10 protein-coding genes are annotated in these 14,194 nt (G+C 65.6%); 7 read left to right on the top strand and 3 right to left on the bottom strand.

The genetic code is table 11. From position 1 onward, the window contains the following. Positions 1-275: 275 nt before the first annotated feature. Together V4558_05645 and V4558_05640 are read left to right on the top strand one after the other, a co-directional pair. The gene (locus V4558_05645) at positions 276-797 is read left to right on the top strand and encodes a nucleotidyltransferase domain-containing protein (GenBank protein MES2304967.1); all 522 of its coding nucleotides are present in this window, start codon (positions 276-278) and stop codon (positions 795-797) included. Then, complete coding sequence (locus tag V4558_05640; protein MES2304966.1) at positions 784-936, top strand: hypothetical protein; 153 nt, start codon at positions 784-786, stop codon at positions 934-936. The genes V4558_05645 and V4558_05640 overlap by 14 nt, the downstream gene beginning before the upstream one ends. Before the next feature lie 16 nt (positions 937-952). Here V4558_05640 and V4558_05635 read toward each other — a convergent pair whose 3' ends face one another. Next, a complete protein-coding gene (locus V4558_05635) occupies positions 953-1,621 on the bottom strand; it encodes a hypothetical protein (protein ID MES2304965.1) in 669 nt (222 codons plus the stop codon). Between the two features lie 317 nt (positions 1,622-1,938). Between V4558_05635 and V4558_05630 the strand changes: the two genes are divergently transcribed. After that, a complete protein-coding gene (locus tag V4558_05630) occupies positions 1,939-2,640 on the top strand; it encodes a hypothetical protein (protein MES2304964.1) in 702 nt (233 codons plus the stop codon). A gap of 128 nt (positions 2,641-2,768) precedes the next feature. Here the strand turns inward: V4558_05630 and V4558_05625 are convergent, their stop codons facing one another. Then, positions 2,769-3,050, bottom strand: a complete 282-nt coding sequence (locus V4558_05625) for an XRE family transcriptional regulator (GenBank protein MES2304963.1) — start codon at positions 3,048-3,050, stop codon at positions 2,769-2,771. A 505-nt stretch (positions 3,051-3,555) separates the two neighbouring features. Here V4558_05625 and V4558_05620 point away from each other — a divergent pair. Then, positions 3,556-4,596 (top strand): hypothetical protein, encoded by a 1,041-nt coding sequence (locus tag V4558_05620; GenBank protein MES2304962.1) that lies wholly within the window; start codon positions 3,556-3,558, stop codon positions 4,594-4,596. Between the two features lie 161 nt (positions 4,597-4,757). On the opposite strand, the gene V4558_05615 is transcribed toward V4558_05620, so the two are convergent. Then, a complete protein-coding gene (locus tag V4558_05615) occupies positions 4,758-6,479 on the bottom strand; it encodes an OPT family oligopeptide transporter (GenBank protein MES2304961.1) in 1,722 nt (573 codons plus the stop codon). Between the two features lie 358 nt (positions 6,480-6,837). Here V4558_05615 and V4558_05610 point away from each other — a divergent pair, with 358 nt between their 5' ends. The 3 genes from V4558_05610 to V4558_05600 all read left to right on the top strand — a co-directional run bounded on the left by V4558_05610 (position 6,838) and on the right by V4558_05600 (position 14,071). Continuing rightward, positions 6,838-8,289, top strand: a complete 1,452-nt coding sequence (locus V4558_05610; protein ID MES2304960.1) for a M20/M25/M40 family metallo-hydrolase — start codon at positions 6,838-6,840, stop codon at positions 8,287-8,289. A 227-nt stretch (positions 8,290-8,516) separates the two neighbouring features. After that, a complete protein-coding gene (locus tag V4558_05605) occupies positions 8,517-11,699 on the top strand; it encodes a protein kinase (protein MES2304959.1) in 3,183 nt (1,060 codons plus the stop codon). Between the two features lie 182 nt (positions 11,700-11,881). Beyond that, positions 11,882-14,071 carry a family 20 glycosylhydrolase gene (locus V4558_05600; GenBank protein MES2304958.1) on the top strand — a complete coding sequence of 730 codons (2,190 nt, stop codon included), beginning with the start codon at positions 11,882-11,884 and terminating at the stop codon, positions 14,069-14,071. Positions 14,072-14,194 lie beyond the last annotated feature (123 nt).

The raw sequence follows: 14,194 nt of genomic DNA, 5'->3' as shown, positions 1-14,194 counted from the left end.
ATTTCGTACCCTAATAATTGGGGCGGACTTTAGGGGGACCATTTCTACGCGTGCTCCCGAGCCTTGCAGTCCCATCTCGAGTGGGTCATTTTTTAACCCATTCGGGTGCTTTAAGGCCCCACGTGGGTTCGTTGCGATCAATCGGAGGCCAAATGTCCCTCATCTCCTCTCCCCTCGACGACTGCCTCGGCTCTCAGGCCAAGGTCCGCCTCCTCCGATTCTTCTCCTCCACCCGCGAACCTGTCTCGGGCCGCGAGGCGGGGAGGCGCGTCGGAATGTCGAAGCGTCCAATCGACCTCGCGCTGCGTGATCTGGTAGCGGTCGGCGTGGTCCGCCGGAGAGACATTGGCAACCAATCGCTCTATCAGCTCAACCCGCACAACGCCCTCGCCCGGCACGCGGTGTTCAAACTCTTCAAGGGTGAGCGGACAACCATCGATGAATTCTTTGACACTCTGCGGGACCTGGTGGAAGTCGATGCCGAATCACCACCGCTCTGGGCTGGCCTCTTCGGGAGCACGGCGCAGGCTACCGATCAGCCGGACAGTGATGTCGATCTTGCCGTGGTCGTCGGCACCGAAACGCTGGTCGATCCGATGCTGACCAGGCTCAGCGAACGGTCGCGCAAGATGTTCGACCGCCGTTTTGGGAGGGTGCTGTCACCGGTGGTGATAAGTCAGCCACAACTCAGGCGGCTCGCCGCGGCGTCGAGCCCATTGATCGAGGCACTTCGGTCGGCACGACAGGTCGCAGGCACGGAGTCGGATTTCGACCGCCTGCTCGATGACCCGCGCTGATCGTAGCAAGCGGGTCGCGCCAGCGAGCGCAGGGAAATACCGCACGACGGCCCGCTCCTTCCTGAAAGCGGCGGAAGACCTCGCGACGCTGGCTGTGGGCCGAGCAGATGTATCAGCGGCGGCCGACGCCATCACTTGACAGCCTCCCAACACTTTCACAGCTTCTCGGCACCCCCCGACAGCTCAGCTGTCGGCCCGAGCGCCGCTGACGAGGATTTCCTCCGAGGTGGCGTTCGCCTTTTCGAATCAGGCCTTGGCGCCGGGGGGGCCGTTCGAGGGTGCTCCTTCGACTGCGCAGCCCTTCGGGCTGCTTCGCTCAGGATGACAAACGCAGGCGCGAGCACCCTCCCCGCCGCCCCGAACCCCACCAACTCGCCATTCACGACCATCAATTCGATTTCTATGTCCAGATCCAGTACACGCGGGACCATCTCGCCGATGTTCAGCGCCATATCGCGGGCGTGAGGGTCCAGAAAGTCGTCGTGAGGGAGCAGAAAGTGGGCGTGAGGGAGGAGAAAGCGGTTTGACGGCAGCAGATCGCGATCGTTCAACACCATCTCGCGGGCGTTCACCTTCAATAAGTGGGGAACGGGGACGAGGAAGCGGGGCGCCAACAGCATCTTCGCGGTCGCAGGGAGCATCTCGCCGGTTGGCACCTCCATCAAGCGAGCATCCGCGCCGCGCACGCGCGGCGCCAGCAGGAGATCGCGACCGTCCACCACCATCTCGCCGGCGTTCACCTCGAGAAAGCGCGGCGCCACCACCATCTCGCCACCGCACAGGACCATCTCGCCGCCCACCACCTCCATCTCGCCCGCGTTCACCTCCATCAACTCGGCCGCACTGACCTTTCTCCTGGTCACACTGTCCAGAAATCTGGACGCTCACAGAATGGCCAGAAGTTTGCGCATGAATTCGCCGCCGAAATCCGCCCACCTCCGCAAACCCACTCCCCGCGCCGCTTTCAGCTCCATCTGTCATCTGTCATCTACCATCTGTCATCCATCGTCCACTGCTGGCACGCCACTAGCGCTTCGGTCCCCGTCGCCCGGCGGCTTGGGCACCGGTTCGCGACACTCTTCCTCACAAAAATCGCACGTGGCTCTCGCCCCAGCAGGGGACCACAGCAATGGAGGTCGGTATGCAGGCGATCATCCGCAGGAAGATGTCGATGGCAGGGAAGGCCCTCGCGTTCGAACGCGCCTATCCCGCCACCGACGAGAGTCACGCCGGCGTCGTCGCCCGGCTTGCGGCCCTGGTGACCAAGTTCGACAGCATCATCTCCCAGGAGCGCAGCGGCGCCGTCGGCGAACACGCCGCCGTCGCCCGCCGCAAGAAGCTGCGCCAGGATGTCCGCGAACGGCTCCGCCACCTCGTCCGCGTCGCCGACTTCGCCGCCAAGGAGAACCCCGACCTCGCCGGCAAGTTCGTCGGCCCCCAGTACAACGGCCCCAACCGCGTCTTCCTCGGCATCGCCCGCACCCTGCTCCAGCAGGCGACCGACCAGCAGGACCTGCTCGTGAAAGCCGGCCTCGGCACCACCTTCATCGAAGACCTGACCAAGAGCATCGCGGCCTTTCTCGCCGCGTCGCTCGACCTCGACGCCGGACGCCGCAATCACATCGGCGCCCGCGCCGACTTCGGTCACATCGCCGATCAGTGCATTGGCCTCGTTGGCGTGCTCGATGGTCTCAACACCGCCCGCTTCAGCGATGACCCCGACCTGCTCGCGGCGTGGAAGGCGACCCGCAATGTCTTCGGACCGTTCACCAAACACGACATCGAAGACGGCGTCGTCGGAAGCATCCCGCCGGCGCCGGGGGCGGATGAGAAGGTGGCGTGAGGGCGCTGGCGCCGTGCCTTGCGCGGCGCACCACTCCAGCGCTGTCACCCTGAACGAAGTGAGGGGGCGAAGTTCACCAATGCAGCGATGCTCCGCCCCCTCACTTCGTTCAGGGTGACAACCCATTCCTACCCCACGTGTCCCCCAAACTGCCTGATCACCACACTCCCCTCCGGAAATCGCGCCACGAGTTCCAGCTCACCTCCGAGCGCCTCCACGTAGCGTCGGAGCGTAGCGACGCGAGTGTCAGTTCTCTTCTCAAGCTTCGAAATGCTCGATGAGGTGGCTCCCGTTCTGTCGGCAATTGCCGATTGTGTGAGCTCGAGCAACTCGCGTAACTCGCCAAGCGTCACTCCCGCATCCAGCTGGCGGCTCCGCGCGGCGACTCGCGCCCGCGCTTCGGGGGACATCTTTGCTCGCAGGTCTGCCCAACGATTCACCGTCGCCCCCTTTGCTGGAAGGCTGCAGTTTGATGTACAGGTTGGCCATAGAGGGGAGCAATAAAACGCGTGGCGAGCGAGGGAATGCTGCTTGTCATCCTGAGCGGAGCGAGGGGGCAGTTGTCACCCTGAACGGAGCGAGGGGGCGGTTGTCACCCTGAACGAAGTGAGGGGGCGAAGCTCACCCTTGCGGCGATGCTCCGTCGCCTCGCTACGCTCAGGGTGACAACCTCAGAGATGCTCACCGTTCGCACCGAGAGGATCGGGGCGAGGTACCGGGGGGCCGTTCGAGGAGAGCCGGCTGTCTGAGCGAGCGGAGCGGCTGTCACCCCCCTGAACGAAGTGAGGGGGCGAAGCTCACCCTTGCAGTGATGCTCCGCCCCCTCGCTACGCTCAGGGTGACAACCTCCTCCTGACACCATCTCTCCCGTAAATTCGTCAGACTCGCATCTCGCACCGCACGCAGGAGCAACGAATGCGCCCCACCCGCTCGCTTGGAATCTTCTTGCTGCTCGCGACCCCCGCCGCAGCACAAGTCCGCCAGCCGATCAAAGCGCTCACGTACCCCGAAGCCGTCACCGCCGAAACCGCGCGCCTCGAATTCCACGTCGCCACACCGACGCACGGCTCGCTCGACAAGCAGATCCAGAGCGCGATCCAGGAACTCACCAGCAAGCACCGCGGCGCGCGCTTCATCAAGGTCCGCGTCTTCGCCGCACCCGCGGATCTCGCCGCGAGTCGCAAAGCGGTCACTGCGTTCATTGGTAACGCCCACGCGCTCCCGCCGGTGATCTCCCTCGTTGGCGTCGCCGGCTTCCCCGACAGCGCGCAACACGTCGCCATCGAGGCCACCCTCTCCACCGGCCGCACCCTCAACCCCAACGGCCTCGGCTTCATCGCCGGGCTCGCATCGCCCGCGGGTGAACGCACCATCGCCGGCCTCGCTCGCGTCACCCGCGAGATGACCATCCCCGACAGCAACGTGTTGCGCATCTCCTGCTTCTACGAATCGCCAAGCCAGGTCGACTCGGCCCGCGCCGGAATCGCCGCAACTTTCCCGAAGGCCGAAGCGCTCTTTGTCTATTCGTTTTCGCAGAATGCGAAGCCGCTCATCGAATGTGAGGCGATGGCGCGACTCGCGAACACACCCGCGCAACCGGTGCAGTACTTCAATCGCGCCGGCATCACCGCATCAACGAACTATTCGCAGGCCGCATTCGTCGGCACGCAGAAAGTGATCTTCCTGGCATCGCAGGAAACCTCCGAAGCAACCGACTCCGCCTTCACCGCCCTCTTCGAGCGGATGCAGGCCGCTGTCACTCCCCTCGGCGCCTCGCTCGTCGATGCCGTAATGGCCGACTACTACTGGCTCACCCCCGACGCGCGCGATATGTCGCGCACCGTGCGCGTGCGCTTCTTGGGCGGCACCGTCCCCGCCGCCACCGGCGTCTTCTTCGCGGGGCTCGCGTCGGGGAGCAAGGGGGCGGGGATTGATCTCGTTGTGGCGGTGAGATGACTGTCCCCTCGGGCGCTGTCATCCTGAGCGGAGCGACCGCAGGTCGCGTAGCGAGGGAGCACCCTCTCACCGTTGAGACCAGCTCCTTCGACTGCGCACTCCTTCGGAGTGCTTCGCTCAGGATGACAACCTCTAGTCTCTAGCCTCTAGTCTCTAGTCTCTCAACCCGGCGGCCCCCAGATCCCCAGCACATACGTGATCGGCAGAATCACCGCGACCAGCGCATCGCCGGCGATGAATCCCGACGCGACCGGAATCGAATAGGCGAGCGACGACGCCGGCTTGAGCTTGCGCCAGATGAAGTCGCCGAGCGCGCCGAGGAACATCGTGGCGACAGCATTCGCGGGGACCAGCATCCCGATGCCGAGTCCGGTTGGCGACGGCACAAAGTTGCGCCACTCCTTCTTCTGCTCGAGCACCGTGAAGATCACGCCGAGCACGGCGCCGATGAGCAGCGCCGTCATCGCGCCGGGAGGGAGCTTCGAGAAACCCTGCGACAGGATCTTCGCGAAGCCGACCCAGCGCACCGACGTCGGCGACGAAAGCTGGCCCCCTTCGCCGATGCCGTAGGTATCGCGCAGCAGCGGATAGATCACCGCGAGTGCTATCGCCCCGAACGGCACCGCGATCAGCTGCATGTAGGTCAGCGACTTCGGCGTCGAGCCGATCATGTAGCCGGTCTTGTAGTCCTGCATCAGTCCTTCGGATTCGGCCGCGACCGACGCCGTGATCCCGCTCGACACCATGCCAGCGCGCAGGTCACCGGGGGCGAGCCCGCCGAAGATCGCCTGCATCACGTTGGTCATCGTCGAGATCGGCCCCCAGTTCGTCTCGCCGAGCACGCGGAGTGCGACCACCATCAGCGGAATCGACACCGCGATCGCCACCAGCGACTGCCACACCGGCGTGCCGATGAACACCTTCTGCACGAACACCAGTGCGATCGTCGCCGCAATCGACCCGCTGATCAGCCACTTCATCGGGAAGTCGCCGGCATCGACCGAATCACTGCGCATCGACGTGAAGGTCCGCACCAGCACGCGCCACTTGAGCACCAGCGCGGTGAGTCCGCCGGCGACCATCAATCCGGTCGCGGGCCACATCACCCAGAGCAGCACCATCGTCTTGGTGGCATCGGGCGGAATGACGCCCGCCTGGCCGAGCATTACCGGTGCGACCACCCACGCCGCGATGGCGCCGAGGAGCATCGAGAAGGTGATCCGGAGGCCGATGATCATTCCCGAGCCGATGCTCAGCAGCGAAATCCCGAAGCCGACGCCGGTGGCGGCCGAATACTGATTGATGTTGAGCCGGAAGACATCGCTGAAGAAGGCGCGCGACGTCGCGAACATCAGTGCGCCACTCGACACCATCGCGGCGACCATCGCCTTCGCCGACTTCCCCGCCTGGTCCCCTTTCGAATCGAGCAGTATGAGCGTCTCGGCCGCGGCCACGCCGTCGGGATAGGCGAGCTTCTCGTCGACGATGAAATGTCGCCGCAGCGGCACGGCGAGCAGCACGCCGAGAATGCCGGCGATCGAGAGCCAGAGAAACGTTTGCAGGATGGTGAGGTGGATCGTGAAGCCGCTGCTCTTGTCGGCCGCGAGCATATCGAAGGCGGCGAGGAGCCAGCAGAGGAACGAGATCTGTCCGGCGGTCGTCCCGGCCGTCTGGACGATGTTGTTTTCCCAGCGATTGTAATTCTTCGAGAAGATCCCCAGCGCGAGGAAACCGAAGAACGCCGAGACCACCGAGATGTTGGGTCCGAACCCGAACTTCAGCACCACATAGGGATACGAGATGCCGATCAGGAGGGCGACGCCGAGCGCGACAATGACCGAACGGACGGTCAGTTCGCGGATCTCCGGCGGTTTCTGCGGCATCGGCTCGTCCACGGGGACCTCGAGGTTCGAAGATGGGAAAGAGTGTACGACCAGAAAGGAGATGGGAGAAGGGAGGAGGGTTGCTGGCGCCGCGCCTCGCGCGGCGCAGATCCCACCTACGCCCTGACGCATACCGACGTAACTTCCGTCGTCGCCGTGATCTGCGCGGCGCGATCCCGCCCCCACGCCAACGCATGTGCGTGCCGCGCTTGCGCGGCGCGATCTCACCCCCACGCCAACGCATGTGCGTGCCGCGCTTGCGCGGCGCGATCCCGCCAATCGACATAGCTTCAATCATTCCGAAGATGGTGCCGCGCGAGCGCGGCACCTACGTGCTCCACGCCATCCCGGGCTTCCGATGCGCCGAACGATTCTCCTCGTGGCTTCCGTCCTCGCCCTCGCGACCCCCCTCGCCGCGCAAGAACCGCTCGACCGCGCCACCCTCGCGAAGATCCGCGACGAAGCGCTGAACCGCTCGCAGGTCGCCGAGACCTTCAACCAGATCGCCAACGTCGTGGGTCCTCGGCTCACCGGCAGCCCGGCGTACAAGCAGGCCGCCGACTGGAGCGCGGCGGAGCTCAAGAAGAACGGGCTGAGCGCGGTCCACCTCGAGAGCTGGCCCTTCGGCCGCGGCTGGGCGCTGGACAAACTCACCCTCGAGATGACCGAGCCCTGGTACTTCCCGCTCACCGGCTTCCCCGAGGCGTGGAGCCCCTCCACCAAGGGCGAGCTCCTTGGGAGCCCGATCTACCTCGGCGACGACGCCGACTCCAATGCGGTTCGTGCCCGAGGCACCACCCTGCGTGGCGCCATCATCCTCGCGACCGCACCGCAGACACAGTTCATCACCGCCGACCGCGCCGAACCATCGCTCACCGATTCGGCGGTGCGCATCGGCGCGCCGGCCTTCTTCAACGCTCGCACCCCCGCGCCCGGCGGCGCGATGAATCGCATTCTCCGTGATCTAGGCGCAGGCGTGGTGCTTCGCCCGACACAGGGGCAGCACGGCACCTCGTTCGTGCTCGGAAATCGCGCGACGCCACTCGATGCCGCGCCGTCGATCATTCTGCTCGCCGAGCACTACAATCTCCTGGTAAACATCGCGAAGAGCGGCACGCCGGTGAAGCTTCGCGTCCGCGTCGATACCCGCTCGTTCACCGCCGACACCAACGGCTACAACGTCATCGCCGAAATCCCCGGCACCGATCTCAAGGATGAAGTCGTCCTGCTCGGCGCCCATCTCGACTCCTGGCACTCCGCCACAGGTGCGACCGACAACGCCGATGCCGCTGCGTCATTAATTGAAGCGATGCGTGTGTTGAAGGCCAGCGGCCTCAAGCCGCGCCGCACTATCCGGATGGCGCTCTGGGGCGGCGAAGAGGAAGGGCTCCTCGGCTCCCGCGCCTACGCCGCCGCCCACTACGCCGGCGACGCCAACGCGACCGCCCGCGAGAAGCTCACCCTCTATCTCAACTCCGATCCTGGCACCGGCCCGATCTACGGCTGGTATATGGAGGAGAAGCCGGCAGCGAAGTCGATCTTCGATGCCTGGCTCGAGCCGCTGAAAGACCTCGGCGCCCGCCGCAACGTCATCGCCAAAATCGGCAACACCGATCACCTCACCTTCGCCGCCCTCGGCGTTCCCGCCTTCAACTCGCTCCAGGACTACCGCGACTACGACACCCGCGATCACCACACCAACCAGGACTTCGTCGAGCGCGTCAAGATCGACGACCTGAAGCAGAACGCCGCGATGCTGGCGTGGTTTGCGTGGCAGGCGGCGAACAGGAATGAGAAGATTCCCCGTTAGGGTTTGTCACCCTGAGCGCAGCGAGGGGGCGGAGCGTCGGTGAAGGGCTGTCACCCTGAACGAAGTGAGGGGGCGGAGCTTACCCGTACAACGATGCTCCGCCCCCTCGCTGCGCTCAGGGCGACGGCTCCCCGTCACCCGTCACCCGTCACCCCATCCCCCCTTCCCCCATCCCCATCTCCTCGTAACTTTCCGCACTCTCTCGACCTTCCCGATCCAGGACACCCGTGGATCCCAAGACCCAGCTGCAAGAACACCTTGGAGCGGCCTTCCGGATCGAGCGCGAGCTCGGCGGCGGCGGCATGTCGCGCGTCTTCGTCGCCGAAGAAGTCCGCCTCTCCCGCAAGGTCGTCATCAAGGTCCTCTCGCCCGAACTTGTCCAGGGCCTCAACGCCGACCGCTTCGAGCGCGAGATCCTGCTGGCCGCGTCGCTCCAGCAGGCCAACATCGTCCCGGTGCTCGCGGCCGGTGAGGTCGATGGCCTGCCGTATTTCACGATGCCGTTCGTCGAAGGCGAATCGCTCCGCACCCGCCTCGGCGGCGCCGGACTGCCGATCGCCGACGTGCTCGCTATTCTCCGCGACGTGGCGAAGGCGCTCGCCTACGCCCACGGCCGCGGGATTGTCCACCGCGACATCAAGCCCGACAACGTCCTGCTCTCGGGCGGCACGGCGGTCGTCACCGACTTCGGTATTGCCAAGGCACTGAGCGCCTCGCGCAACGAGGTTGGCGGCACGCTCACCTCTGTGGGCACCAGCATTGGCACCCCGGCCTACATGGCCCCCGAGCAGATCGCCGGCGATCCGAACATCGATCACCGCGTCGATCTCTATGCCCTTGGCTGCATGGCCTACGAGCTCCTCGCGGGGAAGTCACCCTTTGCCGATCGCACCCCGCCGAAGATGCTCGCCGCGCACCTGAGCGAAACGCCAGTCAGCATTGGCTCGCTCCGCGGCGATTCACCCGCCGGGCTCAACGCGCTGGTGATGCGGCTGCTGCAGAAGGACCCTGCCGATCGGACCCAGAACGCCAACGAGGTTCTCCGCTCACTCGACTCGATGAGCACTGCCTCGGCGCCGACCCTCTCCCTCTCGGCGCCGGGGATGTTCCCCAAGGTGCTCGGCCTCTATGTGGTGGCGACCGCGATCGTCGCCCTCCTCGCGAAGGCGGCCGTCGTCGGCATCGGCCTCCCCGATTGGGTCTTCCCCGGCGCCGTCGGCGTGATGCTCCTTGGCCTCCCGATGCTGCTCGCGACCGCCTACGTGAAGCGCGTCGCGCGCCACGCCGTGACCGCGACGCCGACGCTCACTCCCGGCGGCACCATGGTGCCGAAGGTGATGAGCGGCACGATGGCGACGATCGCCCTCAAGGCGAATCCGCATATGTCGTGGCGGAAGACGGCGCGCGGCGGTGTCTACGCGATGGGTGCCTTCGTGGTGCTGGTCGCGGCGTTCATGACGATGCGCGCGTTTGGCATCGGGCCATTCGGTTCACTTCTCGCGACGGGTTCACTCAAGGCCGATGCACCGGTGGTGCTCGCCGACATCAGCTCTGCGCCGGAAGATTCTTCCCTCGCGCAGATCGTCGGTGAGGCCGTACGCACCAGCGTGAGCCAGTCGACCTCCATTCGCGTGCTCGACAAGGCCGCGGTCGGGGGCTATCTGGCGCAGATGCAGCGCGACCCTGCGACGCCGCTCGATGCCGCCGTGGCGAAGGAAGTCGCGATGCGGGCCGGCGCCGGCGCGATCCTTAACGGCAAGCTCGCGCGCGCAGGCTCGGGGTACGCCATCTCGCTCGAGCTGGTGAGCGCAGAAGGGGGCGCGTCGCTCGCGTCATATCAGGCGACTGCCGATGGCAACAAGGATCTGCTTGCGGCGGTCGATGGTCTCGCCAAGAAGCTTCGCGGCAAGATCGGCGAGTCGCTGAAGCAGGTGCAGCGCGCAGTGCCGATGGAAGAGGCCACCACAGCCAACTTCGAGGCGCTGCGCAAGTACACCGAGGGCGCGAGACTCAACGACAACACCAGCGACCCCGACGGCGCCGTGGCCCTGCTGCGTGAAGCGGTCGCGCTCGATTCCACCTTCGCACTCGCCTGGCGCAAACTTGGCGTGGCGCTCTTCAATGCTGGCGCCGCGATTTCTTCTCAGGACTCCGCGCTCGACATGGCGATGAAGTACGCCGACAAGGTCCCCGATCGCGAGAAGTACCTGATTCAGGCGTTCTACTACGAGAATCACAGCAAGGCGTCGCGACGCGACAAGGCCGCCGAAGCGTACCGCAAGGTGTACCAGATCGACTCGCTGAACAGCACGGCGCTGAACCAGCTGATGATTGGCTACGGGCAATCGCGGCAATACGACAGTGCCCTGGTCTACGCCAGGCGGCAGGCCGTGGCCAACCCGACCGTGGCCACCGCGATGCGGGTCCCCGAGTATCTCGCCAAGCAAGGCAAATTTGACGAAGCCGACCACGTGCGCGACTCGGTGCTCAAGGCCGATCCGTCGGCCGCCACCAACACCCAGTTCTTGCGAAACAAGTTCATGGTCGCCGCAGGTCGCGGCCGTCAGGACTCCGTGGATGTCGTGATGCAGGAGTTCATGAAGCTCAAGTCGGTGCCGGCCCAGAACAGTATCCGCTTCGCGATGGCCAATTTTTCGATGTTGGCGGGTAAGCTGAAGCAGGCGATCGCTGTCGACTCCCAACGCATTGCGGTGGCGGTGAGCCGGGGTTCGGCCGCACCGATCTATGGGCTCTTGCAGGCCGAGTTTGACATCGAGATGCGCGGCAAGCCGGCGGAGGGTCTGAAGCGGCTCGACGCGATCCTGGCGAGCAAGGCGTGGGCGCAGGCTGACGTCACCCAGCGGCAGTATCTGTACCTGGCACACCTCTATGCTCTCGCGGGTGAGTCGGCCAAGGCACGGTCCCTTGTCGCACGGTTCAAGGCGGAGGACCCTGGTGAGGCCAATGCAGCCTATACCATCCAGCCACTGAATCAGACCGAAGGCGACATCGCGCTCGCGGAAGGGAAGGCCACCGAAGCGGTGGCGTTTTTCCGCAAGGCCGAGGTCCAGGAAGATGGGTCGCCGGTCGAGTGCGATGCTTGCACGTACTTCGACCTCGCTCGCGCCTTCGACAAGGCCGGTCAGCCCGACTCCGCGCGCATCTACTTCGAGAAGTATCTCGCGGTGCCGCGGGTGCAGGACCGTCGCCTCCCCGTCGAGGGGCGCGCCCGCGCCGTGATCGAGAAGCGGCTCGGCGAGCTCTACGACTCGCGGAACGAGCGCGCCAAGGCGATCGAGCACTACGCCGCCTTCGTCGATCAGTGGAAGGACGCCGACGCCGAGCTGCAGCCGGTGGTGGCGACGGTGCGGCAGCGGCTGACTGAGTTGCGTGGGCGCGAGGGGAAGTAGTCCCCCGGTGGTGCCGCCCTTGGGCGGCACCGGTCCTTCCGCCGAGTAAGGTCCCCGGTGGTGCCGCGCTCGCGCGGCACCGGTCTTCCCAACGAACAACGCTCAGCCTATCGATCTCGACGGAGACTCCGCTGCCCACCCGCTTGACCCAATTCGCGAAACACCCGGCTGCCCTGAGACCGGTGCCGCCCAAGGGCGGCACCACCGGAACCGCTCGGCGAGCGCTTCCTCTCCTGGCCCTCTCCTTTCTTCTCTTCGCCACCCCCCTCCCCGCCCAACTCCCCGCCCTCGCACACGCGGTCACCACCGCTGGCGCCTGGACGCTCCCCGACACCATTCGGATCTCCTGGAACAACAAGAGCGCCGAGCCGGCCGAAGCACTGCTCCGGGAGATCTTGCCGCGCCCGGTCGCGCACACCGATCGGATCCCGAGCCTCTCGCTCCAGATCGGCAGCGCGGCACCGGGCGACGAGAGCTATATCCTCAGGGTCACCGACAGCGGCGCGGTAATCTCGGCGCCAAGCATCTCGGGGTTGAGATGGGGCGCGCAGACGCTGCGTCAGCTCATCGCCGACGCCGATTCTGGGCGCGTGCCAGCAATGGAGATCCGCGACGAGCCGAGGTATCCCTGGCGCGGCGTGATGCTCGACGTCGGCCGCCATTTCTTTCCCGTGGCCGACATCCTTCGCTGGATCGACATCTTCGCCCGCTACAAGCTCAATGTCTTCCACTGGCACCTCACCGACGACCAAGGCTGGCGGCTCGCCAGCGCGAAGTACCCGCGGCTCACCTCCGTCGGTGGCTTCCGCATCGAGGCCGACGGCTCCCGGTCGGGCGGCTTCTACACCGCGGCCGACGTGAGGCGGGTCGTCGCCTACGCCGAATCGCGCGGAATCACGGTGGTCCCCGAGATCGAGATGCCCGGCCACGCCCGCGCCGCAATTGCGGCGTACCCGGCGTTGGGGTGCACCGGAAAGGCGCTGCCGGTGCCGAATGGCTGGGGCGTCTTCGACGACGTCCTCTGCCCGACCGAACCGACCTTCAAATTCCTCGAGGGCGTGCTCACCGAGGTGCTGGCGCTCTTCCCGTCGAAATACATCCATATCGGCGGCGATGAGGTTCCCAAGACGCGCTGGCAGGAGTGTACCGCCTGTTTGGGCGTAATCGCCCGCGAAAAGCTTGGTGACAATGAAGGATTGCAGCGCTGGTTCACGGCGCGCATCGCCAGCTGGCTCAAGGATCACGGCCGCCGGATGATCGGCTGGGATGAAATTCTTAACGGCGGCGCGCCCGATGGGGCCGTGGTGCAGGCGTGGCAGGGAAGCGAGCGGATTGCCGTCGCACTCAAGGCCGGCGCCGACGTGATCGCGTCGCCGAGTGAGTGGGTCTACATCAATCGCTCGGCCGAGGAACTTCCGCTCGAACGGATCCTGAAATTCGATCCGCGCGCCGGCTCCGGCGACTCCCCGCGCATCCTCGGCGGCGAGGCGCCGCTCTGGACCGAGAACGTCACCTCCCCCGTCAATGTCGAGTTGATGCTCTTCCCGCGGCTCAGCGGATTCGCCGAGGTGATGTGGCGCGGACCGACCGACCTGGCCGAATTTACGCCCCGACTCGCGCGTGAATTGCCACGCCTCGCCGCCGCGGGAATCGCCGTCGGACCATCCGACGCGGCGCTGCCGAGCATCGTGATGAGCTACGACTCCGCGCTGCACGCTCTGCGCGCGACCGTGGCGAACGGTATTCCGGGCGTGGCAATTCGCACGACCAGAAAGGGGCGCATCCGTGACGTTTCGGAGGGTGCGCTCTCACTCACCGACAGCGGCACAATGACGCTGCAACTGATGCGCGGCACCAGCCGGATTCGCGACGCGCGCGTGGTATCGCTCACGAATCATCTCGCCGCGCACAAGCCGGTATCGCTCGCAAACCCAGCAGACGTGCGCTATCCCGGGACCGGCCCCTTCACGCTCACCGATGGCGCGACCAGCGTCGACTTCCACGACGGTCTGTCGAACGGCTGGCTGGGGAAGGATCTCGACGCGACGATCGACCTCGGCAAAGTCACCCCGCTGCGTACGGTGGCATTGTCATTGCTAGAAGATGTTCGGAGCTGGATCGTCTACCCGACGTCGGTGAATGTCCAACTCTCGGATGACGGAAATTCCTGGCGCGATGGCGGCACCGTGAGCGTGAATGTGCCGACCAAACCGGAAGGGCGATCGACGAAAGTGGTGATGGTTACTCTGCCGCCGAAGAGTGCGGCGCGCTGGATCAGGGTGGTCGCGAAGAACGCCGGTGCGCTGCCGAGCTGGCACCCGGGCGCCGGAGAAATGAGCTGGGTCTTTGCAGATGAGGTAATCGTCCGATAGTTTTATCTCGACCGCCGTCTGCTCCTTGGGAGGCTCCACAGACGGTCGTCGCCGCCGCTTCGGGTTCACGCCTGGAGCGGCGGTTTTGCGTCGTCACCCTGAGCGCAAGCGCTGTCGCCCTGA

The sequence above is a fragment of the Gemmatimonadota bacterium genome (genome assembly GCA_040388535.1).
Classification (GTDB): Bacteria; Gemmatimonadota; Gemmatimonadetes; order Gemmatimonadales; family GWC2-71-9; genus Palsa-1233.
The sequence above is the reverse complement of the archived record's forward strand: the minus strand, read 5'-3'. Positions and strand labels throughout refer to the sequence as shown.

Bases quoted from the DNA above. Each gene is read 5' to 3' on its own strand.
- V4558_05630 (MES2304964.1), top strand. From the start codon at position 1,939: ATGCAGGCGATCATCCGCAGGAAGATGTCGATGGCAGGGAAGGCCCTC.
- V4558_05610 (MES2304960.1), top strand. From the start codon at position 6,838: ATGCGCCGAACGATTCTCCTCGTGGCTTCCGTCCTCGCCCTCGCGACC.
- V4558_05640 (MES2304966.1), top strand. From the start codon at position 784: ATGACCCGCGCTGATCGTAGCAAGCGGGTCGCGCCAGCGAGCGCAGGG.
- V4558_05615 (MES2304961.1), bottom strand. From the start codon at position 6,479: ATGCCGCAGAAACCGCCGGAGATCCGCGAACTGACCGTCCGTTCGGTC.
- V4558_05620 (MES2304962.1), top strand. From the start codon at position 3,556: ATGCGCCCCACCCGCTCGCTTGGAATCTTCTTGCTGCTCGCGACCCCC.
- V4558_05645 (MES2304967.1), top strand. From the start codon at position 276: ATGTCGAAGCGTCCAATCGACCTCGCGCTGCGTGATCTGGTAGCGGTC.
- V4558_05625 (MES2304963.1), bottom strand. From the start codon at position 3,050: ATGTCCCCCGAAGCGCGGGCGCGAGTCGCCGCGCGGAGCCGCCAGCTG.